The organism is Streptomyces sp. NPDC087300 (assembly GCF_044744425.1).
GTDB lineage: Bacteria > Actinomycetota > Actinomycetes > Streptomycetales > Streptomycetaceae > Streptomyces.
Window position 1 is genome coordinate 805,342 of the sequence record NZ_JBIUYI010000001.1, and the last position, 26,318, is coordinate 831,659.

Below are 26,318 nucleotides of genomic sequence, written 5' to 3' on the forward strand. Positions count from 1 at the left end.
ATGCGGTCCGACGCTCAAGGCTACTCCCTGCCTATATCAAGCGAATATCAGCAGCCCATTCCTGTCGATATCTTCGAAGCTCAGGCACGCCGCACACCGAATGCGACGGCCGTGCTCGGCGGGGACGAACAGCTGACGTACGCGGAGCTGGAGCGGCGGGCCAATCGCCTCGCCCACCTGCTGATCGAGCGCGGTGTCGGACCGGAGCGCCTGGTCGCGCTCGCGCTGCCCCGTTCCCCCGGGATGATCGTGGCGCTGCTCGCCGTCCTGAAGGCCGGCGGCGCCTATCTGCCGGTCGACGCGACCTACCCCCGTCGGCGCATCGACTTCATGCTCGACGACGCGGCGCCGGTCCTGCTCGTGACGACCGCCGACATCGGCAGGGACTTCGACGCCCCGGCCGATTCCCCGGCGGACGGCCCCTCCTACGCCCCCGACGTCCCCACCGGCACCGAAGCGCGCCACACCACTCCGCGCCTGATCGTGGACGCCGACGACACCCTCGCCGCGCTCCAAGCCCTCCCGGACACCCCGCCGTCCGCGCCGCGCGCCCTCGCGTCGAACCCCTGCTACGTCATCTACACCTCCGGTTCCACCGGCACCCCCAAGGGTGTCCTCGTGACGCACCGGAACGTGGTCCGTCTCTTCGAGTCCATCGGGCAGCGGCTGCCGCTCACCGCGGACGACACCTGGACCCTGTTCCACTCCACCTCGTTCGACTTCTCCGTGTGGGAGATCTGGGGCGCCCTGCTGCACGGCGGCCGCCTCGTCGTGGTCCCGTACGAGACGAGCCGCTCACCGGTCGACTTCCTGCGGCTGCTCGTCGACGAGCGGGTGACGATGCTCAGCCAGACGCCTTCCGCCTTCCAGGGCCTGCTGCGCGCCGACCGCGAGCACCCCGTACTCGGCGACGCGCTGCGCCTGCGCGCCGTCGTCTTCGGCGGCGAGGCCCTCGACCTGGGCAGCCTCACACCCTGGTACGAGCGCCATGACGACCGCGCTCCCCTGCTCGTCAACATGTACGGCATCACCGAGACCACGGTGCACGTCACCTACCGCGAACTCGACCGCGCGCAGGCCGTCGCGGGTGCGGGCAGTGCCATCGGCGTCCCGCTCGCCGACCTCGACGCCCACGTCCTCGACGAAGAGCTGCGGCCCGTCACCGACGGTGTGACGGGTGAGCTGTACGTGGCGGGCGTGGGTCTCGCGCGCGGCTATCTGGACCGGCCCGGCCTGACCGCGGGACGGTTCGTGGCCTGCCCCCACGGGACCGGACAGCGGATGTACCGAACCGGCGACCTGGTGCGCCGGGACGCCGAGGGCCAGCTGGAGTTCGTCGGCCGCGCCGACGACCAGGTGAAGATCCGCGGCTTCCGCATCGAGCTGGGCGAGGTCGAGTCCGCCGTCGCCGAGCACCCCGGCGTCGCCGGTGCCGCCGTGATCGCGCGGGCTGACCAGGCGGGCGAGCAGCGTCTGATCGGGTACGTCGTTGGCGCGTCAGCCACCGGCACGGACGACGCGGACGCGGCTCCGCACGAGGGTGTCGCGGACGCGCAGGTCGGCGAATGGCAGGAGATCTACGACGACCTCTACACCGACGCCGCCACCGCCACCTGGGGCCAGAACTTCATCGGCTGGAACAGCAGCTACGACCAACAACCCATCCCCCTCGACCAGATGACGGAATGGCGCGACGCCACCGTCACCTCCATCCGAGCCCTCCACCCCCGCAACATCCTCGAAATCGGCGTCGGCACCGGACTCCTCCTCTCCCACCTCGCACCCCACTGCGACAGCTACTGGGGCATGGACCTGTCGAGCGCGGTGATCGAGGGCCTCAAGGCACAACTCGCAGCCAGCCCCGAGCTGTTGAGCCGTGTGGAGCTGCGGAACCAGCCCGCCCACGACGTCAGCGGGCTGCCGACCGACCACTTCGACGTCATCGTCATCAACTCGGTCATCCAGTACTTCCCCAGCGCCGACTACCTCACCGAGGTCATCACCCAGGCGCTGCGTCTCCTCACCCCGGGCGGCGCCCTCTTCGTCGGCGACGTACGCAACCTCCGTACCGCCCGCACGTTCCACACCGCCATCCAGCTCCACCAGACCGCAGCCGGTACGGACGTCGACACCGCCACGCTCCGCGCCACCGTCGAGCGCTCCCTCGTCCGTGACAAGGAACTCCTCGTCGCCCCCGAGTACTTCACCGCGCTTCACCATCAAGTGCCCGGCCACACCACCGAACTCCACATCAAGCGCGGGCACCACCACAACGAGCTCACCCGCCATCGCTACGACGCCGTCCTCCACAAGCACCCCCACACCGCCGCTCTCGACCTCACCACCGCCCCCCAACTCGACTGGGACCAGGCCTCAGTCGAGGTGCTGAAGTCCGCCGAGCACCCGGTCGTACGCGTCCAGGGCATCCCCAACAAGCGTCTCGCCTCCGAGGTGGCGGCCGTGCGGCGGCTCGTTGAGGGCGCCGCGCCGGAGGACGTCAGGCAGGAGCTGTACGGGCCGGACGAGTCCGACGCGGTGGACCCCGAGGAGCTGCACCGGCTGGGCGACGAGCTCGGCTATCAGGTCACGCTCACCTGGTCCGCGCGACGCGAGGACGGCATGGACGCGGTGTTCGTCGCGCGTGACGGCGAGGCCGCCGCGACACGCCCCGCGCCGATGGACCTGTGCCCTCCGGCCTCCCCCGGCTCCGCGAGCCTGTCGTCGTTCACCAGCAGCCCGGCGACCGGCCGTGACATCGGCTCGCTCGTGGCGTCCCTCAGAGAGCACATGCGCGGCAGGGTCCCGGACTTCATGGTCCCGTCCGCCTTCGTCGTCCTCGACTCCTTCCCGCTGACCGCCAACGGGAAGCTGGACCGGGCAGCGCTGCCCGATCCGCGGTTCGGGACGGCGACTTCGCGCCCGCCCCGTACACCCGTCGAGGAAGTGCTGTGCGGGCTCTTCGCCGATGTTCTCGGGCTTCCCGAGACCGGAGCGGAGGACGACTTCTTCGACCTGGGCGGGCACTCGCTGCTCGCGACGCGTCTGCTGTCGCGGGTGCGGTCGGTGTTCGGCGTCGAGCTGGGCGTGCGGGTGCTCTTCGAGTCGCCCACCGCGGCGGCGCTCGCCCGCGTACTGGGTGGTGCGGGCAAGGCGCGCCGGGCGCTGGAGGCCACGGAGCGGCCCGAGCGGCTTCCGCTGTCGTTCGCGCAGAACCGGCTCTGGTTCCTGCACCGCCTGGAGGGCCTCTCGGCCACGTACAACGTTCCTCTGGTCGTACGGCTGACGGGCGCCTTGGACCAGCGAGCCCTGGCGGCCGCTCTCGCCGACGTCGTGTTCCGGCACGAAAGCCTGCGGACCGTCTTCCGTGAACACGACGGGGACGGCGAACAGGAGGGCATGCCCTATCAGTTGATACTCGACGGGGAATCCGCGCGCCCGTCCCTCCCGCTTGACGCGGTCACCGAGGAGGGCCTCGGAGAAGCGATCGCGGCGACGGTCCGCGAACCCTTCGACCTCGGTACGGAAATCCCGCTGCGCGGCAGACTTCTCGCCCTGTCGCCCCACGAGCACGTCCTCGTTCTCGTGGTCCATCACGTCGCCGCCGACGGCTGGTCGCTCGAACCCCTGTGGCGCGATGTCGCCACCGCCTACAAGGCGCGGCTGCGCGGCGAGGCGCCGGGGTGGCGGCCGCTGCCGGTGCAGTACGCCGACTACACGCTGTGGCAGCGCGAGATCCTCGGCGATCCCGCGGACCCGGACAGTGCACTCGCTCGCCAACTCGGCTTCTGGAAGAGCACACTTGCCGGTCTTCCGGCCCGGATCGAGCTGCCCGCCGACCGCCCGTACCCGGCGGCGGCCTCCTACCGCGGCGGATCGTTCACCTTCCGGTGGGACGCCGCACTGCACGCCGGTCTGGTCCGGCTCGCGCGCGGTTCCGGCGCCAGCGTCTTCATGCTGGTCCAGGCGGCGATCGCCGCGCTGCTCTCGCGTTCGGGTGCCGGGGACGACATCCCGATCGGCACGCCGATCGCGGGCCGCACGGACGAGGCGCTCGACGACCTCGTCGGCTTCTTCGTCAACACCCTGGTCCTGCGCACGGACGTGTCCGGCGATCCCACCTTCCGCGAGCTCCTCGCCCGCGTCCGCGAGACGGACCTCGACGCCTACGCCCACCAGGACGTCCCCTTCGAGCACCTGGTGGAGGCCGTCAACCCCGAACGGACCCTGGCGCACCACCCGTTGTTCCAGGTGATGCTCGCCTGGCAGCAGGCCTTCGACTCCGGTCTCGAACTGCCGGACCTCACGGCGGAGGGCTCGCTCGCGGCCACCGGCATGGCCAGGATGGACCTCGTCTTCAGCGTCACGGAGCTGCACGCGGACGACGGCACACCGGCCGGGGTCGGCGGCGTCGTCGAGTACAGCACCGACATCTTCGACCCCGGCACGGTCCACGCCCTGACGGAACGGCTCGGCCGGCTGATGTCGACGGTGGTGGCCGACCCGGATCTGCCGATCCACGACGTCGTGCTGCTGAGCGAGGAGGAGTACGGAGAGGCCGTCTCCCTCTGGAACGACACGGCACACGAGGTGCCCGCGACCGAGGCGCCGGCCGGCCTCTTCGAGGCACGGGCGGCCCGTCATCCCAACCGTACGGCTGTCGTCTTCCAGGGCTCGGAACTCACCTACGCCGAGCTCGACTCCCGTGCGGACGCGCTGGCCCGTCACCTCGTCGCCCAGGGGGCGGGACCGGAGCAGGTGGTCGCGCTCAAGCTGCCGCGCTCCGCGGAGATGGTCGTCGCGGTGCTCGCCGTCCTCAAGTCGGGAGCCGCGTACCTCCCCATCGACCCCGCCTACCCGGCGGAACGCATCCAGTTCATGCTGGAGGACGCACGGCCTGTCCTCGTACTCGACGGAACGGACTCGGTCACGGGAGCGGGCCTTGAGGGCAGCGGCCGTCCGGTCGCGGATCTCACGGATGTGGTGCGGCATCCGCAGCACCCGGCGTACATCATCTACACCTCGGGCTCCACGGGGCGGCCGAAGGGCGTAGCCGTCCCCAACAGCGCCGTGGTGAACCTCGTGACCTGGGCCGGTGCCGAGTTCGGCGGCGCAAACGGCTTCGACCACGCCATCGCCTCCACCTCCCTCGCCTTCGACGTCTCCGTCTTCGAGATCCTCGCCCCACTCCTCAACGGCGGCAAGGTCGAACTCGTCGCAGATGGACTGGCGCTGACGGACCGTCTGGGCCGCACCCCCACCCCCGCACTCGTCAGCGGCGTCCCCTCCGTCCTCGACCACGCTCTCACCGACACCACGGGTACCGTCACCGGCTCCGTCGTCTTCGCGGGCGAAGCCCTGCCCGCCCACACTCTCGCCCGCACTCGGGCCACCCTCCCCGACACGCGCATCGTCAACGCCTACGGCCCCACCGAAGCCACCGTCTACGCCACCATCTGGACCGCCGACAACACCCCACACACCACCATCCCCATCGGCACACCCATCTGGAACACCCACGCCTACGTCCTGGACCAGAGGCTGCGTCCCGTTCCGGCCGGTGTCACAGGTGAGCTCTATCTCGCGGGCGCGGGGCTGGCCCGCGGCTACACCAACCGCCCGGCACTCACCGCCGAACGCTTCGTCGCCAACCCGTTCACCGCGGGCCGACGCATGTACCGCACCGGCGACCTCGTCCGCCGCCGCGCCGACGGACAGCTGGAGTTCGTGGGCCGCTCCGACGACCAGGTGAAGATCCGCGGCTTCCGCATCGAGCTCGGCGAGATCGACGCCGTGGTCGCGGCCCACCCGGCGGTCTCCCAGTCCGTCACGGTGACGTACAACGACGAACTTCTCGTCACCTACGTGGTGACTTCCGGCGACGCCACATCTGCCACGAGCGCCGTGACGGGCAGCGAACTCAGCTCATCCATAAGGGACTTGGTACGACGTCGTCTCCCGCGCTTCATGGTTCCGGCCACGGTGACGGTACTCGACGCGCTCCCGCTCACCAGCAACGGGAAGCTCGACCGTGCCGCGCTGCCCGCCCCCGACTTCGCGACCGGCCCGGCCTCGTCCCGGACCCCGCGCACCCCCACGGAAGAGCTCCTGCGCAGCCTGTTCGCCCAGCTCCTCGACGCCCCCGACATCGGCGTCGACGACAACTTCTTCGACCACGGCGGACACTCACTCCTCGCCACCCGCCTGATGTCGCGCATCCGGTCGGTGCTCGGCGTGGAACTCGGCGTACGCGTCCTGTTCGAAGCGCCGACCGTCGCGGCGCTGGCACAGGAGGTGGCCGGTGAGCTGGGCGGCGACGGGCGCGCACGGCCCGCGCTGCTGCCCGCCGCACGGCCGCAGTACCCGCCGCTGTCGTACGCCCAGAACCGGCTCTGGTTCCTGCACCGCCTCGAAGGCCCCTCCGCGACGTACAACATCCCACTGGCCGTACGTCTGACCGGCGCACTGGACCGGCAAGCGCTGGAGGACGCGCTCGCCGATGTCGTGACCCGGCACGAGAGCCTGCGCACCGTCTTCCCCGAGCGCAACGGCACGCCCTTCCAACAGGTGGTGCAGGGTGCGGCCGCCCGGCCCGTGCTCGACGTGACCGAAGTGGACGAGGTCACCGCAGGGCTCGACGCGGCGATCGACCGTGCCGTCCGGCACGTCTTCGACCTCAGCAACGAACTGCCGCTCCGTGCTGAGCTGTTGGTGCTCGCACCGGACGAGTGCGTGCTCGTGCTCGTCGTGCATCACATCGCCGCCGACGGCTGGTCGCTGGCTCCGCTGTGCCGCGACATCACCACCGCGTACGCGTCGCGGGTCCGCGAAGGGCGGGCCCCGGAGTGGACGCCGCTGCCGGTGCAGTACGCCGATTACACCCTGTGGCAGCGCGATGTACTGGGCGATGGCTCGGACCGGGACAGCGCCATGGCGGACCAGCTCGCACACTGGAGGAAGACCCTCGCGGGCCTGCCGGAACGGATCGAGCTGCCCGTCGACCGACCGCATCCCGCGATCGCCTCGTACCGGGGCGGGTCGTACACCTTCCGGTGGGACGCCGAACTGCACGCGGGACTGGCCGAGTTGGCCCGTTCGACCGGTGCCACCATGTTCATGGTCGTGCACGCCGCGCTGGTGGCGCTCCTGTCCCGTTCCGGTGCCGGGGACGACATCGCCGTCGGCAGCCCGATCGCGGGCCGCACGGACGAGGCGCTCGACGACATGGTCGGCTTCTTCGTCAACACCCTGGTCCTGCGCACGGACGTGTCCGGCGAGCCGACCTTCCGCGAGCTGGTCGCCCGCGTACGGGAAGCGGATCTGGACGCCTACGCCCACCAGGACGTGCCCTTCGAGCACCTCGTCGAGGTCCTCAACCCGAGCCGCGCCCTGTCCCATCACCCTCTGTTCCAGGTGCTGTTGGCATGGCAGAACACGGCGGAGTCCGCCCTCGGCCTGCCCGGCCTCGCCTCGGAGACCCTCGCGGTGAGCACGGAGGCGGCACGGCTCGACCTGGCCTTCAGCCTGACGGAGAGCAGGGGCGACGACGGTACGGGTACGGCCGTCGACGGACTTGTCGAGTTCAGCGCGGAGCTCTTCGACCGGGAGACGGTGGAGGGTCTTGCGGCCCGGCTGGAACGGCTGCTGCGGGCCGTGGTCACCGACCCGGACCGGCCGGTGGCCGGGCTCGACCTGCTGTCCGAGCGTGAGAGGCATCAGGCGCTCGTGGAGTGGAACGACAGTGCGCGTGAGCTGCCCTCGCTGACCATGGCGGAGCTGTTCGAGGCACAGGTGGCGCGCACGCCGGATGGTGTGGCGTTGAGCTGCGGGGCCGTCGAGCTGACGTATGCCGAGGTCAACGCGAGGGCCAATCGACTGGCACGGTGGATGGTGGAGCAGGGCGTCCGGGTGGACGACGTCGTCGCGCTGCGACTGGGCCGGGGCGTGGACCTCACCGTCTCGACCCTTGCGGCGCTCAAGGCCGGGGCGGCGTTCCTGCCCGTCGACCCCGAGTACCCGGATGAGCGCGTGCGGTTCATGCTCGACGACGCCCGACCCGTACTGGTCCTGGACGGCCCCGTGCCGGTCGAGGGATACGACGACACCAACCTCAGCGTTGAGCGGGCCCTGTCCAGCACCGCCTACGTCATCTACACCTCAGGCTCCACCGGACGACCCAAGGGCGTCGCCGCCACACACACCGGAATCGCGGCACTCCTCACCGCCCACGCCGAGGAGCTGCAACTCGCCCCAGGCGCGCGGGTGTTCCAGGCCGTCTCCCCCAGCTTCGACGTCGCCGTCTGCGACCTCATCATGACCCTCGCCACCGGCGCCACCCTCATCCTCGACAGCCCCGGCCAGTTGGCTGGAGACGAACTCGCCGCCGCCCTGCACAACAGCGCCGCCACCCACGTCGCCCTGCCCGTCTCCCTCCTCGCCACCCTTCCGACTGACACACTCCCCCACCTGCGCCACGTCCTGACCGGCGGCGAAGTCTGCCCACCCGACCTCGCCCAACAATGGACGACTGACGGACGCCGCCTCACCAGTGCCTACGGGCCCACCGAAGCCACCGTCTGCGCCACCCTCACCAGCAACACCATCCCCTCCCTCGGCGAGCCCATCCCCAACACCCACACCTACGTCCTCGACCCCTGGCTGCGCCCCGTACCCCCCGGCATCACAGGAGAGCTCTACCTCGCAGGACCAGGACTGGCCCGCGGATACACCAACCGCCCCGCCCTCACCGCCGAACGCTTCACCGCCAACCCCCACGCCCCCGGCCAACGCATCTACCGCACCGGCGACCTCGCCCGCCGCCACCACGACGGCACCCTCACCTTCGCCGGACGCGCCGACCACCAGATCAAAATCCGCGGCTACCGCATCGAACCCGGAGAAATCGAGAACGCCCTGACCGGACACCCGGACGTCGACCGGGCCGTCGTCGTCGCGCACGACGGTGAGCGTCTGGTGGGCTACGTCGTGCCCACGTCGGCCGCGACGATCACCCACGACGAGCTGACCGCCGAACTCAAGACCTTCATACGCAAGCGCCTGCCCGACTTCATGGTCCCGGCCGCACTCATGGTCCTCGACGAGCTCCCGCTGACCGGCACCGGAAAGCTCGACCGCAATGCCCTCCCCGACCTCTCCTTCGACACCACCACAACCCGCACACCCCGAACACCCACCGAAGAAATCCTCTGCGCCCTCTTCGCCGACGTCCTCGCACAACCCGACATCGGCATCGACGACAGCTTCTTCGACCACGGCGGACACTCACTCCTCGCCACCCGACTGGTCTCGCGGGTCCGCTCGGCGTTCGGTGTGGAGATCGGCGTACGGGCCCTCTTCGAGGCGCCGACCGTCGCGGCCCTCTCCGAAGTGCTCGGCAGTGCCGGGCGGGCGCGACTCGCCCTGCGCCCGGCGGTACGGCCGGAGAGGCTTCCCCTGTCGTACGCGCAGAACCGGCTGTGGTTCCTCCACAACCTGGAGGGGCCCTCGGCGACGTACAACATCCCGCTGGCCCTCCGCCTCACCGGCCCTCTCGACCGCCAGGCACTCGAAGACGCGCTCGCCGACGTCGTGACCCGGCACGAGAGCCTGCGCACGGTCTTCCGCGAGGAGGACGGCTCCCCGTTCCAGCAGGTGCTTGACGCGGCGGACGCGCGGCCAGCCTTCGTCGTCACCGATCTCCGGCACGCCACTGACGAGGCCGTGGCGGACGCGACGGCCTCCGCCGTCCGTCAGCCGTTCGACCTGAGCCGTGACGTCCTGCTCCGTGCCGAACTGCTCTCACTGTCGGACGACGCGAACGTGCTCGTCCTGGTGGCCCATCACATCGCCGCCGACGGCTGGTCGTTGGACCCGCTCTGGCGCGACATCACCATTGCCTACGAGGCGCGGGTGAGCGGCGCGTCCCCATCCTGGACGCCGTTGCCGGTGCAGTACGGCGACTACACCCTCTGGCAACGAAAGATCCTCGGCGACGGCGCCGATCAGGACAGCCTCCTGGCCGACCAGCTCGCCCACTGGAAGCAGACACTCGCCGGGCTGCCCGACCGCATCGAGCTGCCCACCGACCGCCCCTACCCCGCCCACGCCACCTACCAAGGCGACACCCACACCTTCCACTGGAACACCCAACTCCACACCGCCATAAACGAATTGGCACGCTCCAGCGGCGTCACCCCCTTCATGGTCATCCACGCCGCACTCACCACCCTCCTCACCCGCACCGGCGCAGGCACCGACATCCCCATCGGCACCCCCATCGCCGGACGCACCGACGAAGCCCTCGACCACCTCATCGGCTTCTTCGTCAACACCCTCGTCCTGCGCACCGACGTCTCCGGCGAGCCCACCTTCCGCGAACTCCTCACCCGCACCCGCCAAACCGACCTCAACGCCTACGCCCACCAAGACATCCCCTTCGAACACCTCGTAGAACTCCTCAACCCCCAACGCACCCTCGCCCACCACCCCCTCTTCCAGACCATGCTCGCCTGGCAGAGCGAGGGGCGGTCCACGTCGGACCTCGGAGGTCTCACCGTCGAGTCTGTCCCCGTGTGGACCGGGACCGCGCGGATGGACCTGACCTTCGGCATCACCGAGCGCCACACCGCCGACGGTGCGGCCGACGGGCTCTACGGGCAGGTGGAGTTCAGCACCGACATCTTCGACCGCCGAACCGTAGAAGCACTCACCGACCGCCTCGGGCGAATACTCACCGCCGCCGTCACCGACCCCGACCAGCCCATCGGCGACATCGACCTGTTGAGTGAGGAGGAACGTCAGCGCGCGCTCACCACCTGGAACGACACCGCCCACCAGGTGCCCCGCGCCTCACTGGCCGAACTCTTCCAGGACCAGGCCGCCCGCACCCCCGACCGCGTCGCCGTCATCCACCAGGACAGCCACCTCACGTACGCCGACCTCAACTCCCGTGCGAATCAGCTGGCCCACCACCTCATCACCCTCGGCGCCGGACCCGAACACGTCATCGCGCTCAAACTCCCCCGCACCACCGAGATGGTCACCGCAATCCTCGCCACCCTCAAAACCGGCGCCGCCTACCTCCCCATCGACCCCCAATACCCCACCGACCGCATCCAGTTCATGCTCGACGACGCCCAACCCCTCACCACCATCGAGCACACGATCAACACCGACGGTCACCCCGACACCAATCCCGTCGTCCCTGACCGGAACGCCCTCCACCCCGCCTACCTCATCTACACCTCCGGCTCCACCGGACGACCCAAGGGCGTAGCCGTCCCCAACAGCGCCGTGGTGAACCTGGTCGCCTGGGCCGGTGCCGAGTTCGGCGGCGCAAACGGCTTCGACCACGCCATCGCCTCCACCTCCCTCGCCTTCGACGTCTCCGTCCTCGAAATCCTCGCCCCACTCCTCAACGGCGGCCGAGTCGAACTCATCCAAGACGGCCTCGCCCTGAGCGACCGCCTGGGACACACCCCCACCCCCGCACTCATCAGCGGCGTCCCCTCCGTCCTCGACCACGCCCTCACCGACACCACCGGCACTCTCACCGGCTCCGTTGTCTTCGCGGGCGAAGCCCTCCCCGCACACACCCTCGCGAACGCACGCGCCGCCCTCCCCGACACCCGCATCGTCAACGCCTACGGCCCCACCGAAGCCACCGTCTACGCCACCACCTGGACCGCCGACAACACCCCACACACCACCATCCCCATCGGCACACCCATCTGGAACACCCACGCCTACGTCCTCGACAACCGGCTACAGCCCGTGCCCGAAGGCGTCACCGGTGAGCTCTACCTCTCCGGCGCCGGCCTCGCCCGTGGCTACACCAACCGGCCCGCCCTCACCGCCGAGCGCTTCATCGCCAACCCCCACGCCCCCGGTCAGCGCATGTACCGCACCGGCGACCTCGTCCGCCGACTCGCCGATGGACAGCTCGAATACACCGGCCGCACCGACGACCAGGTGAAGGTGCGCGGCTTCCGCATCGAGCCGGGCGAGATCGAGGCCGTCCTCACCGAGCACCCCGACGTGGCCCAGGCCGTCGTCACCGCCCACGAGAGCCGTCGCCTCGTCGCCTATGTGGTGTCCAGCGATGCGAGGGCGGGACTACACACCTCTGAACTCCCGGCACAGCTACGCGAGTTCACCCGCTCCCGTCTGCCCGACTTCATGGTCCCGGCAGCCGTCGTCGTACTGGAGCGGCTCCCCCTCACCAGCAACGGCAAGCTCGACCGTGCCGCACTGCCCGCCCCCGACTTCACCGCCGATTCCGCCTCCTCCCGTGCCCCGCGCACCCCCGCCGAAGAGCTGCTCTGCACCCTCTTCGCCCAACTGCTCGACACACCCGACATCGGCATCGACGACAACTTCTTCGACCACGGCGGACACTCGCTCCTCGCCACCCGGCTCGTCTCCCGTGTGCGTTCGCTGTTCGGTGTGGAGCTCGGCGTGCGGGCCCTCTTCGAGGCGCCCACCGTCGCCGCTCTCTCGCGGGAGCTGGGAAGTGCGGAGCAGGCACGGCCCGCCCTGCTGCCGGTGGCCCGGCCGCAGCACCCGCCGCTGTCGTACGCGCAGAACCGCCTCTGGTTCCTGCACCGTCTCGAAGGCGCGTCGCCGACGTACAACATCCCGTTCGCTATACGGCTGTTCGGTGCGCTCGACCGCGCGGCGTTCGCCGCTGCTCTCGGTGATGTCGTCGACCGGCACGAGAGCCTGCGCACCGTTTTCCCCGAGCGGAACGGCACGCCGTTCCAGCAGGTGCTCCAGGGCGAGGACGCCCGTCTCGTGCTCGACGTGACCGAGGTCGAGGAGACCGTCGGGCTCGACGCGGCGATCGACGAGGCGGTCGGGTACTCCTTCGATCTGAGCAGCGAACTGCCGGTCCAGGCACGGCTGTTGGTGCTTTCGCCGGACGAGTGCGTCTTCGTCCTGGTCGTGCATCACATCGCCGCCGACGGCTGGTCGCTCGCGCCGCTGTGGCAGGACATCGCCGCCGCGTACGAAGCACGGTCGCAGGAGGGGCGGGCCGCCGACCGGGATCCGCTGCCCGTGCAGTACGCGGACTACACGCTGTGGCAGCGGGAGTTGCTCGGCAGCGCGGACGACGCGGACAGCACCATGGCCCGGCAGTTGGCGTACTGGCGCGAGACGCTGGACGGGCTGCCCGAGCGGACCGCGCTGCCGACGGACCGTCCCTACCCCTCCCCCGCGACCTACCGGGGCGGCACCTTCTCCCACCGGTGGGACGCGGAGCTGCACGCGGGACTTGCCGGGCTCGCCCGTGACAGCGGTGCCACGGTGTTCATGGTCGTGCACGCGGCCCTCGTCGCGCTCCTGTCCCGCTCCGGCGCCGGGGACGACATCGCCGTCGGCAGCCCGATCGCGGGCCGCACGGACGATGCGCTGCATCAGCTCGTCGGCTTCTTCGTGAACACCCTGGTGCTGCGCACCGACGCGTCGGGGGATCCGACGTTCCGCGAACTGGTCGAGCGCGTGCGGGAAGTGGACCTCGGCGCGTACGCGCACCAGGACGTGCCCTTCGAGCACCTGGTGGAGGTGCTCAACCCGGCGCGGTCGCTGTCCCATCACCCGTTGATCCAGGTGATGTTGGCCTGGCAGAACAACGCCCCGCACGATGTGGACCTGCCGGGTCTGACGTCGCGTCCGGAGTTCGTGAAGACGGGCACCGCCAAGTTCGACCTGTCCTTCTACCTCGACGAGGACGGCGGGGTCGTCGAGTACAGCACGGACCTCTTCGACGAGTCCTCCGTGGCCGCCCTCATGTCCCGGCTCGGGCGGCTGCTCGCCTCGGTGATCGCCGACCCGGACCAGCCGGTCGGCGCCGTCGACCTGCTGTCCGACGGGGAGCGGGCCCGTGTCCTGACCGAGTGGAACGCCACCGCGCACGAACTGCCCGCGGCGACGCTGCCGGAGCTGTTCGAGGCGCGGGCCGCGCGCACGCCGGACGCCGTCGCGGTCGTCCTGGGGGACTCCGAGCTCACCTACGCCGAGCTGGACGCGCGGGCGAACCGCCTCGCGCACTGGCTGACCGAGCGCGGCGCGGGCCCGGAGCGGACCGTCGGGCTGCGGCTGCGCCGGTCCCCCGAGCTGATCGTGGCGATGCTCGCGGTCCTCAAGTCCGGCGCGGCCTATCTGCCGATCGACCCGGAATTCCCCGCCGAACGCATCCGGTTCATGCTCGACGACGCCAGGCCCGTCCTCGTACTGGACGGTGAGCTGCCCGTCGGCGGCGCGCACGACGACGGCGCGGGGCCGGGCGGCCCCACCGGTGTCGTCCCGCACCCCCAGCACCCGGCGTACGTGATCTACACCTCCGGTTCCACCGGTACGCCGAAGGGCGTCCACACCACGCACCACAACGTCGTCGCCCTCGCCCTCGACCCGTGCTTCGGTCACGCGGCCCGCGAGCGCGTGCTCGTGCACTCGCCGCACACCTTCGACGCCTTCACCTACGAGGTGTGGGTGCCGCTCCTGAGCGGCGGCCGGCTGGTGCTCGCGCCGCCCGGCGGGCTCACCCCCGGCGGGCTCGGCGCGCTGGTGGAGCGGCACGGCATCACCGGCGCCTGGCTGAGCGCCGGGCTCTTCCACGCGTTCGTCGAGGAGGCCGCCGACTGTCTGGCCGGGCTGCGCGAGGTGTGGACCGGTGGTGACGTCGTGTCGCCCGGCGCGGTCCGCCGCGCGCTGCGAGCCTGCCCCGGCCTCGTCGTGGTCGACGGGTACGGCCCCACCGAGACGACCACCTTCGCCACCTGCCACCCCGTGCGGTCGGCCGACGAGCCGGGCGCCGTCATGCCGATCGGCGCGCCGATCGCCAACACGCGCACGTACGTCCTCGACGAGCGGCTGCGGCCGGTCGGCGTCGGCATCGTCGGTGAGCTGTACGTGGCGGGCGCCGGTCTGGCGCGCGGCTATCTGGACCGTGCGGGGCTGACGGCCGAGCGGTTCGTGGCCTGTCCCTTCGAGACCGGGCAGCGGATGTACCGCACCGGCGACCTCGTGCGGTGGCGTGCCGACGGGCGCCTGGAGTTCGCGGGCCGCGCCGACGGGCAGGTCAAAGTCCGCGGGTTCCGCGTGGAGCCCGGCGAGATCGAGGCCGCGCTCGACGCGCTCCCCGCGGTCGCCAGGTCCGTGGTCGTGACCCACGAGGACCAGGCGGGCGAGCAGCGTCTGATCGGGTACGTCGTGGGCGCGTCAGCCACCGGCGTGGACGACGAAGACACCGCTCCGCACGAGGGCGTCGCGGACGCGCAGGTCGGCGAGTGGCAGGAGATCTACGACGACCTCTACACCGACGCCGCCACCGCCACCTGGGGCCAGAACTTCATCGGCTGGAACAGCAGCTACGACCAACAACCCATCCCCCTGGACGAGATGAGGGAGTGGCGCGACGCCACCGTCACCGCCATCCGAGCCCTCCACCCCCGCAACATCCTCGAAATCGGCGTCGGCACCGGACTCCTCCTCTCCCAGCTCGCACCCCACTGCGACAGCTACTGGGGCACCGACTTCTCCGCCGGGGTCGTGGCCGCCCTGCGGACGCAGATTCCCGAGGCGCTCGCGGGCCGTGTCGAGCTGCGGAACCAGCCCGCCCATGACGCGAGCGGCCTGCCCACCGACCACTTCGACGTCATCGTCATCAACTCGGTCATCCAGTACTTCCCCAACGCCGCCTATCTGACGGACGTCATCACCACAGCGCTGCGCCTGCTGACCCCGGGTGGCGCCCTCTACATCGGCGACATCCGCAACCTCCACACCGTGCGGGCGCTCCACACCGCCGTACACGTCCGGCAGGCCGCCCCCGGGACCGACACCGCCGCTCTCCGCGCCACCGTCGAACGCGCCCTCGTCCGCGACAAAGAACTCCTCATCGCCCCGGAGTACTTCAGCGCCCTCGACCGCAGGACTCCGGAGCACACCACCGAGATACGTCTCAAGCGGGGCCATCACCACAACGAGCTGACCCGCCACCGCTACGACGCCGTCCTCCGCAAGCACCCTCGTTCCACCGCTCTCGATCTCGCCGCCGTTCCCGAGCTCGGGTGGGGTCAGGACGCGGTCGAGCTGCTGAGGTCCGCCGAGCACCCGGTCGTCCGCGTGCACGGCATCCCCAACAAGCGTCTTGCCTCCGAAGTCGCGGCCGTGCGGCGGCTCGCCGCGGGTGACTCGCCCGCCGAGCTGCTGAGCGCGCTCGCCGACGCGGACGGGCCCGGTGTCGACCCCGAGGAGCTGCACCGGATCGGGGAGAGTCTCGGCTACCGGGCGGTGCTCACCTGGTCGGCGGAGTCCGAAGATCTGCTGGAGGCGGTGTTCCTCTCCGCCGATGTGCCCGAAGGCGCCGTCGTCGAGGGGCTGTTCCGCCCGGGGCCGGGTGCCGCTGGTCCGGGTGCCGCCGGGGACGATCCGGCCGTCTGGGCCAACGATCCGGCCGTGTCGCGCGACATCGGAGCCTTCGCGGACGCGGTGCGCGAGCAACTGCGCGCGCGGTTGCCCGAGTTCATGGTCCCGGCCGCGGTGCTGGTCGTGGACGAGTTCCCGCTGACGGTCAACGGGAAGCTGGACCGGGCCGCGCTCCCGGTGCCGGAGTTCCTCGCCGCGCCGACGTCGCGGGTGCCGAGGACACCGGTCGAGGAGCTGCTGTGCGGGCTCTTCGCGCAGATACTCGGCGTGCGCACGGTCGGCGTCGACGACGGCTTCTTCGATCTGGGCGGGCACTCGCTGCTCGCGACGCGGCTGGTCTCGCGGGTCCGGTCGGTGTTCGGCGTGGAGCTCGGCGTGAAGGCGCTGTTCGAGGCGCCGACCGTGGCCGCGCTCGCCCGGCTGCTGTCCGGCGCCCAGCGGGCCCGGCTCGCCCTGGAGCCCGCGCGTCGGCCCGAGCGGCTCCCTCTGTCGTTCGCGCAGAACCGCCTGTGGTTCCTGCACCGTCTGGAGGGCCCTTCGGCGACGTACAACATCCCCTTGGTCGTACGGCTGAGCGGCACGCTCGACCGTCCCGCCCTGGAGGCGGCCCTCGCGGACGTGGTCGCACGGCACGAGAGTCTGCGGACCGTGTTCCGCGAACACGACGGCACCCCCTACCAGTTGGTTCTCGACGCCGCGTCCGCGGTCCCTGGACTCGACCTCGTGGACGTCCCCGCGGAGGGCGTCGACCGCGCCGTGGAGTCGGCCGTACGGCACGCTTTCGACCTCGGCACCGAACTCCCCCTGCACACCACGCTGTTCACATCGGCACCCGACGAGCACACGCTGGTCCTCGTCCTGCACCACGTGGTGGCCGACGGCTGGTCGCTCGAACCGCTCTGGCGCGACCTGGCCACCGCGTACGAGACGCGCTCGCGCGAAGGGGTGGCTCCTCAGTGGGAGCCGCTGCCGGTGCAGTACGCCGACTACACCATGTGGCAGCACGAACTCCTGGGCGACGGCGGCGACCCCGACAGCGTGCTCGGCGACCAGCTCGGCTACTGGCGGACCCGGCTCGCGGGCCTGCCCGAGCGGATCGACCTGCCCACGGACCGCCCGCACCCGGCCGTCGCCTCCTACCAGGGGCGCACACTGCCCTTCCGGTGGGATACCCATGTGCACGCGGGGCTCGCGGAGTTGGCGCGGAGCAGCGGGGCGACCGTGTTCATGGTCGTGCACGCGGCACTCACCGCGCTCCTGTCCCGCTCCGGCGGCGGGGACGACATCGCCGTCGGCACTCCCATCGCGGGCCGTACGGACGAGGCACTCGACGATCTCGTCGGATTCTTCGTGAACACCCTGGTCCTGCGTACGGACGTGTCGGGCGATCCCACCTTCCGTGATCTGCTCGCCCGCGTCCGCGAGACCGACCTCGACGCCTACGCGCACCAGGACGTCCCCTTCGAGTTCCTCGTCGAGGCGCTCAACCCGGCACGCGCCCTGTCGCACCACCCCCTGTTCCAGGTGATGCTGGCCTGGCAGAACACGCCCGACGTGGGGCTCGCACTGCCGGGTCTCGCCGTCGAGCCCGCTCCTGTGGGGACGGGCACGGCCCGCATGGACCTCGTGATCAGCATCGCGGAGAGCAGGGCGGGCGACGGGGACCCCGGGGGCCTCGACGGGGTCGTCGAGTTCAGCACCGACGTCTTCGACGAGGAGACGGTCGTGGCGCTGGTCGAACGCCTCCACCGGGTGCTCGCCGCCGCCGTCGCCGACCCCGAACTCCCGGTCAGCGCGATCGAGTTGCTGAGCGGTCCGGAGCGCCGCGAGCTGCTCACCACGTTCAACGACACCGCGCGCGAGGTGCCGGGCGCCACCCTGCCCGAGCTGTTCGAGGCGCAGGTGGCACGCACCCCGGACGCGGTGGCGCTGGTGTTCGGCGACACCGAGCTGACGCACGCCGAGCTGACCTACGCCGAGCTGAACTCCCGGGCCAACCACCTCGCCCGCCGCCTGGTGGCACTGGGCGTGGGACCCGAGACGACCGCCGCCGTACTGATGCGCCGCTCGCCGGAGCTCGCCGTGGCGCTGCTCGCCGTACTGAAGGCCGGTGGCGCCTATCTGCCCGTCGATCCTGACTATCCGGCGGACCGGGTGGCGTTCATGCTGACGGACGGGGCGCCGGTCTGCCTGCTGACCGGCGGGGGCGTGACGCTGCCGGACGGCGTGGCTGCGGGGGCTGCGGGCATCCCGGTCGTCCGCGTCCACGACGAGCGGTCGACGGCTCGCGCCGAAGGCGACTCCGGCACCGGCACCGAACTGAACCTCGACCTCAACCTCGACCAAGCCGAACGCATCCGCCCCCTCCACCTCTCCCACCCCGCCTACCTCATCCACACGTCGGGCTCGACCGGCCGGCCGAAGGGGGTGGCCGTCACCCACGCGGGCATCGACAGCCTCTCCGCGACGCAGATCGATCGGTTCGGGGTCGCGGGCGGCAGCAGGGTCCTCCAGTTCGCCTCGGTGAGCTTCGACGCGGCCGCGTGGGAGCTGTGCATGGCGCTGCTCTCCGGTGCCGCCCTTGTGATGGCGCCCAAGGAGGATCTGGCGCCCGACCGGCTCGGGGCCCTGTGCGTGCGGCAGGGCGTCACCCATATGACGCTGCCGCCCGCGCTGCTCCCCGTGGTGGCGCCGGAGGACTTCCCGTCCGGCGGCGTCCTCGTCGTCGCGGGCGAGGAGTGCCCGCGTGAGGTGGCCGCGCGCTGGTCGGCGGGCCGGACGATGTTCAACGCGTACGGTCCGACGGAGTCCACGGTCTGCGTCACCGTCAGTGCGCCGCTGTCCGCCGGGGGCCGCCCCGGACCGGTGCCGATCGGCGTCCCCGTCGACAACACCCGCGTCTATGTGCTCGACGGCGGGCTGAGGCCCGTACCGGCGGGCGTGGTGGGCGAGTTGTACGTGTCCGGCGCCGGTCTCGCACGCGGATACGCGGGACAGTCCCGGCTCACCGCCGAGCGGTTCGTGGCGTGCCCCTTCGAGGACGGGCAGCGGATGTACCGCACCGGCGACCTGGTGCGCCGACGCGCCGACGGCCAGCTGGAGTTCGCGGGCCGCGCCGACGACCAGGTGAAGGTCCGGGGCTTCAGGGTCGAGCCCGGTGAGATCGAGGCCGTCATGACGGAGCACCCGGCCGTCACGCGGGCCGCGGTGGTGGCACGGGCGGGCGACGTGCTGGTGGGGTACGCCGTACGGGATGCCGCAGCCACGCCGACGGACACCGAACTAGCCGCTTCCGTACGGGACTTCGTCCGCGCGCGACTGCCCGAGTACATGGTCCCCTCCGCCGTCGTACTCCTCGGCGAGCTCCCGCTGACCTCCAACGGAAAGCTGGACAAGGCGGCGCTGCCCGTACCCGAGTTCATCGCGGGACCATCGTTCCGCGCGCCGCGCACCCCGGCCGAGGAGGTCCTCTGCGCGCTGTTCGCCGACGTCCTGGGCGCGTCCCAAGTCGGCGTGGAGGACAGCTTCTTCGATCTGGGCGGTCACTCCCTGCTCGCGACGAAGCTGGTGTCGCGCATCCGCTCGGCCTTCGGCGCGGAGCTCGGCGTGAAGGCACTGTTCGAGGCGCCCACGGTGGCGGCCCTGGCCCGGCTCGTCGGCGAAGCGGGCGGCGCGGGGCGGACCAGGCCCGCGCTGCGTGCCGCGTCACGCCCCGAGCGGCTCGCGCTGTCGTTCGCGCAGAAACGCCTGTGGTTCCTGTACCGCCTGGAAGGCCCTTCGGCGACGTACAACATCCCCTTGGTCGTACGGCTGAACGGCCCGCTGGACCGCACCGCCCTGGAGTCCGCGCTCGCTGACGTGACGGCGCGGCACGAGAGCCTGCGGACCGTGTTCCGCGAACACGACGGCACGCCGTACCAGCACGTCCTCACCCCCGACGCGGCCCGTCCCGCCCTGCGTACGCGCCGGGTGGACGCCGCCTCGCTGGACGACGCCGTGGCCGCCGCCGTACGGCACGCCTTCGACCTGGGCACCGAGGCGCCCGTGCGCGCCGAGCTCCTGGAACTGTCACCGGACGAGCACGTCCTCGCCCTCGTGGTCCACCACATCGCGGCCGACGGCTCCTCGCTCGGTCCGTTGTGGAGCGATGTCGCCACCGCGTACGAGGCGCGCTCGCGCGGCGGTGCGGCTCCTATGTGGCAGCCGCTGCCGGTGCAGTACGCCGACTACACGCTGTGGCAGCACGAACTCCTCGGCGACAGCGCCGATCCGGACAGCCCGCTGGCCCGGCAGCTCGGCCACTGGAAGGAACGGCTCGCGGGCCTGCCCGAGCGGATCGACCTGCCCACGGACCGCCCGCACCCGGCCGTCGCCTCCTACCGGGGCGGCAGCCTGACCTACCGCTGGGACACCGAACTACGTGACCAGATCGCCGAATTGGCGCGACGGGGCGGAGCGACCGCGTTCATGGTCGTGCACGCGGCACTCGCCGCGCTGCTCGCCCGCTCGGGCGGCGGCGAGGACATCCCGGTCGGCACGCCGATCGCGGGCCGTACGGACGAGGCACTCGACGACCTCGTCGGCTTCTTCGTCAACACCCTGGTCCTGCGCACGGATGTCTCGGGCGAGCCCACCTTCCGCGAACTCCTCGCCCGCGTCCGTGAGACCGACCTCGACGCCTACGCCCACCAGGACGTCCCCTTCGAGCACCTGGTCGACGTGCTCAACCCGTCCCGCACGCTGGCCCACCACCCCCTCTTCCAGGTGATGCTCGCCTGGCAGAGCACCGCGGACTCCGCGCTCGGCCTGCCGGGGCTCACCGCGTCCCCGGTGGCGACGGACACCAGGACCGCACGGATGGACCTGGTGTTCAACCTGACGGAGAACACCGCGGACGGCACCATCGACGGGTTCGTGGAGTTCAGCTCCGACGTGTTCGACCGGCGGACCGTCCAGGCGCTGGTCGAGCGGCTCGGCCGGCTGCTCGCGGCCGTCGCGGCCGACCCGGACCTGCCGGTCGGCGCCGTCGACCTGCTCACCGCCGACGAACGCCGTCAGGCGCTCACCGCGGGGAACGACACCGCGCTCGCCCTGCCGGACTCGTCCGTGCCGGAACTCGTCGACGCGCAGGCGCGGCGCACCCCGGACGCGGTGGCGGTCGTCTTCGACGACGTCGAGCTGACGTACGCCGAACTCGCCGCGCGCTCCGACCGGCTGGCCCGCGCCCTCGTCGCCCGCGGCGCGGGACCCGAGCGGCTCGTCGCGCTGCGGCTGCCGCGCTCGGCCGAGCTGGTCGTGGCGATGCTGGCCGTACTCAAGACCGGCGCGGCCTATCTGCCCATCGACCCGGAGTATCCGGAGGAGCGGATCCGGTTCATGCTCGACGACGCGCGCCCGGTCGTCGTCATGGACTCCCCCGCTCCTGACGGTGAGGTCGGGACCGGAGAGGGAGGGGCGGCCGGCCCCGATGCCGTACGGCGCCATGCGCTGCACCCCGCGTACGTCATCTACACCTCGGGCTCGACGGGCCGGCCCAAGGGCGTCACCGTGTCCGGCCGCGCGCTGCTGAACCTGGTGGTGGACATGCGGAACCGGCTCGGTCTCGGCGCGGGCGACACGTTCCTCGCGGTCACCACGACGGGGTTCGACATCGCGGGCCTGGAACTGTTCGTGCCCCTGGTGAGCGGCGCCCGGGTCGTGGTCGCGCCGCGCGGGACCGTACGCGATCCGCAGGCGCTCGGCGCGCTCCTCACCCGCTCGGGCACCACCGTCATGCAGGCCACGCCCAGCCTGTGGCGCGCCCTGGTGGCGACGGACGTGCGGCTCGACGGGGTCAGGGTGCTCGTCGGCGGCGAGGCCCTGCCGCAGGATCTCGCGGTGTCCCTCGCCAAGCGTGCGGGCGCGGTCCTGAACGTGTACGGGCCGACGGAGACCACCATCTGGTCGACGGCGGCGGCCGTGACGGACGAGGCACCCGGCATCGGATCGCCCCTCGCGAACACCCAGGTGTACGTGCTCGACGGGCGGCTGGCACCGGTGCCCGCGGGCGTCGTCGGAGAGCTGTACATCGCGGGCGCCGGGCTCGCGCGCGGGTACGCGGGACGCGGCTCGCTGACCGCCGAACGGTTCGTCGCCTGTCCGTACGGCGGGCCCGGCGAGCGCATGTACCGGACCGGCGACCTGGTGCGCCGCCGCGCGGACGGGCCCCTCGACTTCGTGGGACGCGCCGACGACCAGGTGAAGCTGCGCGGCTTCCGCATCGAGCTCGGCGAGATCGAGTCGGCGCTCGCCGGGCATCCGGCGGTGCGCCAGGCGGTGGCGGTGGTCAGGGGCGGCGAGCGGCTCGTCGCGTACGTCGTGGCGTCGACAGCGGACTTCGAACCGGCTGGCCTCGCCTCTGCTCAACCGGGTGAACTCTCCTCGGCACTGCGCGAGTTCGTCCGCGCGCGACTGCCCGAGTTCATGGTCCCCGCGGCGATCGTGACGCTCGACGCGCTCCCGCTGACCGCCAACGGGAAGCTCGACCGTGCCGCGCTCCCGGCCCCGGAATTCACCTCCACCCCCGCGTCCCGTGCGCCGAGCACCCCGGCGGAGGCCGCCCTCTGCCAGGTGTTCACCGAGGTGCTCGGGGTCGAGGTGGGCGTGGACGACGAGTTCTTCGACCTGGGCGGCGACAGCATCATGTCGATCCAGGTGGTCGGCCGGGCCCGTACGGCCGGATACGTGATCACTCCTCGGGACGTGTTCCTGCACAAGACCGTGGCCGCGCTCGCCGCGCTGGCGGAACGGGTGGAGCAGGGGGGTTCGAGAGAACTGGGAGAACCGGGAGAGCGCACCGGGCGCGTGTCCGATGCGCCGCAGGCCGGGATCCCCGGGAGTCCGGCGAAGCCAGGGCCGCAAGCTCCTCTCGTGAAGATGGGCCGGGGCCAGTTGTCGAAGATCGAAGCAGCGTGGAGGAAACGCAAGTGACGCAGTCGGAACTGGTGGACGTATGGCCGCTCGCTCCCTTGCAGGAGGGCCTGTTCTTCCACGCCCGCTATGACGAGGACCGCGCGGACGTCTATGTCCTCCAGGTCGTCTTCGACCTGGAGGGTGCGCTCGACACGGAGGCGCTGCGCGGCGCCGCGGACGCCCTGCTCGTCCGCCACCCGAACCTGCGCGCCGGCTTCTGGGACGAGGACCTGGACGAGCCCGTCCAGCTGATACCCGCCGAGGTCACCGTTCCCTGGTACGAGACCGACCTCGGCGGGCTCGAAGGGGACGCGCGGCAGGACGCGCTCGACCGGGTCCTCGCCGAGCAGCGGGCGCTCCGTTTCGACCCGGCGGACCCGCCGCTGCTCCGCTTCGCGCTCGTACGCCTGGACGAGCGACGGCACCGGCTCGCCCTGACGGCGCACCACATCCTGCTCGACGGCTGGTCGCTGCCGGTCCTGTACCGGGACTTCTTCCACCTGTACGAGCACCACGGTGACGAGTCCGGGCTGCCGCCCGCGACCCCCTACCGCGACTATCTGGCCTGGCTCGGCGAGCAGGACCCGGCGCGGGCGACGGAGGCGTGGCGTGCGGCGCTCGCGGGTGTCGAGGGGCCGACGCTGGTGGCACGCGCCGCGGCCGCGCCCTCGGATGCCGAGCCCGTGGCGGCGGCCCGGCCCGAGCGGCTCGACCATGCGCTCCCCGAGACCCTGACGGCCGCCCTCACCACGTTCGCCCGCCGCCAGGGGCTCACGCCGAACACCGTGGTCCAAGGGTGCTGGGCCCTGCTGCTCCAGCAGCTCACCGGCCGCGACGACGTGACCTTCGGCATGACCGTGTCCGGCAGACCTCCTCAACTCCCCGGAGTGGAGGGCATGGTCGGCCTGTTCATCAACACTCTGCCGGTACGCGTACGCCTCCGCCCCGACGAGACCGTCACGGCCCTGCTCACCCGCATCCAGACCGAACAGGCGGAGCTCGCCGAGCACCACCACCTCGGCCTCACCGAGATCAACCGCCTCACGGGCCACAACGAACTGTTCGACACCCTGATGGTGTTCGAGAGCTACCCCCTCGGCGACGCGGGCGACGGAGAGGAAGACCCCGTCTTCAACGGCCTACGTGTCTCGGGCGCGAGCGGCCACGACGCCACGCACTACCCGCTCAGCCTCGCCGTCGTACCCGGCCGCACGATGGTCCTGCGACTCGACCACCGCCCGGACATGTTCGACGAGGAGATGGTGGAGGGTCTTGCGGCCCGGCTGGAACGGCTGCTGCGGGCCGTGGTCACCGACCCAAACCGGCCGGTGGCCGGGCTCGACCTGCTGTCGGAGCGTGAGCGCGAGCAAGCCCTCGTGGAGTGGAACGACAGTGCGCGTGAGCTGCCCGCGCTGACCATGGCGGAGCTGTTCGAGGCACAGGTGGCGCGGACACCGGATGGTGTGGCGTTGAGCTGCGGGGGCGTCGAGCTGACGTATGCCGAGGTCAACGCGAGGGCCAATCGACTGGCACGGTGGATGGTGGAGCAGGGCGTCCGGGTGGACGACGTCGTCGCACTGCGACTGCCGCGCTCGGTCGAGCTGGTCGTGGCCGTGCTCGCGGCGGGCAAGGCGGGGGCGGCGTTCCTGCCCGTTGACCCGGCGTATCCGGATGAGCGGGTGCGGTTCATGCTCGACGACGCGCGACCCGTGCTGGTCGTGGACGGTCCGGTGCCGGTCGAGGGATACGACGACACCAACCTCAGCGTTGAGCGGGCCCTGTCCAGCACCGCCTACGTCATCTACACCTCGGGCTCCACCGGACGACCCAAGGGCGTCGCCGTCACACACACCGGCATCGCGGCACTCCTCACCGCCCACGCCGAGGAGCTGCAACTCGCCCCAGGCGCGCGGGTGTTCCAGGCCGTCTCCCCCAGCTTCGACGTCGCCGTCTGCGACCTCATCATGACCCTCGCCACCGGCGCCACCCTCATCCTCGACAGCCCCGGCCAGTTGGCTGGAGACGAACTCGCCGCCGCCCTGCACAACAGCGCCGCCACCCACGTCGCCCTGCCCGTCTCCCTCCTCGCCACCCTTCCGACTGACACACTCCCCCACCTGCGCCACGTCCTGACCGGCGGCGAAGTCTGCCCACCCGACCTCGCCCAACAATGGACGACTGATGGACGCCGACTGACCACCGCCTACGGGCCCACCGAAGCCACCGTCTGCGCCACCCTCACCAGCAACACCATCCCCTCCCTCGGCGAGCCCATCCCCAACACCCACACCTACGTCCTCGACCCCTGGCTGCGCCCCGTACCCCCCGGCATCACAGGAGAGCTCTACCTCGCAGGACCAGGACTGGCCCGCGGATACACCAACCGCCCCGCCCTCACCGCCGAACGCTTCACCGCCAACCCCCACGCCCCCGGCCAACGCATCTACCGCACCGGCGACCTCGCCCGCCGCCACCACGACGGCACCCTCACCTTCGCCGGACGCGCCGACCACCAGATCAAAATCCGCGGCTACCGCATCGAACCCGGCGAGATAGAAAACGTTCTCGGCTCCTTCCCGGGGATCGCGCAGGCCGCCGTGTCCGTGCGACAGGAAGTCCTCGTGGGCTATGTCGTGCCGTCGGAGGACATGGACCACGCTCAACTACGCCAGTCCATAACGGAGTTCACTCGGTCCCGGCTGCCCGAGCACATGATCCCGGCGACGGTCATGGTCCTGGACGGGCTTCCGCTGACCGGCACCGGAAAACTCGACCGCAACGCCCTCCCCGACCCCACCTTCGACACCACCACAACCCGCACACCCCGAACACCCACCGAAGAAATCCTCTGCGCCCTCTTCGCCGACGTCCTCACGCAACCCGACATCGGCATCGACGACAGCTTCTTCGACCACGGCGGACACTCACTCCTCGCCACCCGC

The 26,318-nt window shown here is 71.2% G+C and carries 2 protein-coding genes (1 of these 2 running past the window's edge); both read left to right on the forward strand.

Features of this window, described 5'->3' with window-relative positions; genetic code table 11:
• Window positions 1–23,394, forward strand: coding sequence for a non-ribosomal peptide synthase/polyketide synthase (locus ACIO9J_RS03415; RefSeq protein WP_401991761.1), 23,394 nt, complete (start codon window positions 1–3; stop codon window positions 23,392–23,394).
• Window positions 23,391–26,318: the 5' portion of an amino acid adenylation domain-containing protein gene (locus ACIO9J_RS03420; RefSeq protein ID WP_401991764.1), read on the forward strand. It continues 4,101 nt past the right edge of the window; only the first 2,928 of its 7,029 coding nucleotides appear in the window; its start codon is at window positions 23,391–23,393; the stop codon falls past the right edge of the window. The genes ACIO9J_RS03415 and ACIO9J_RS03420 overlap by 4 nt, the downstream gene beginning before the upstream one ends.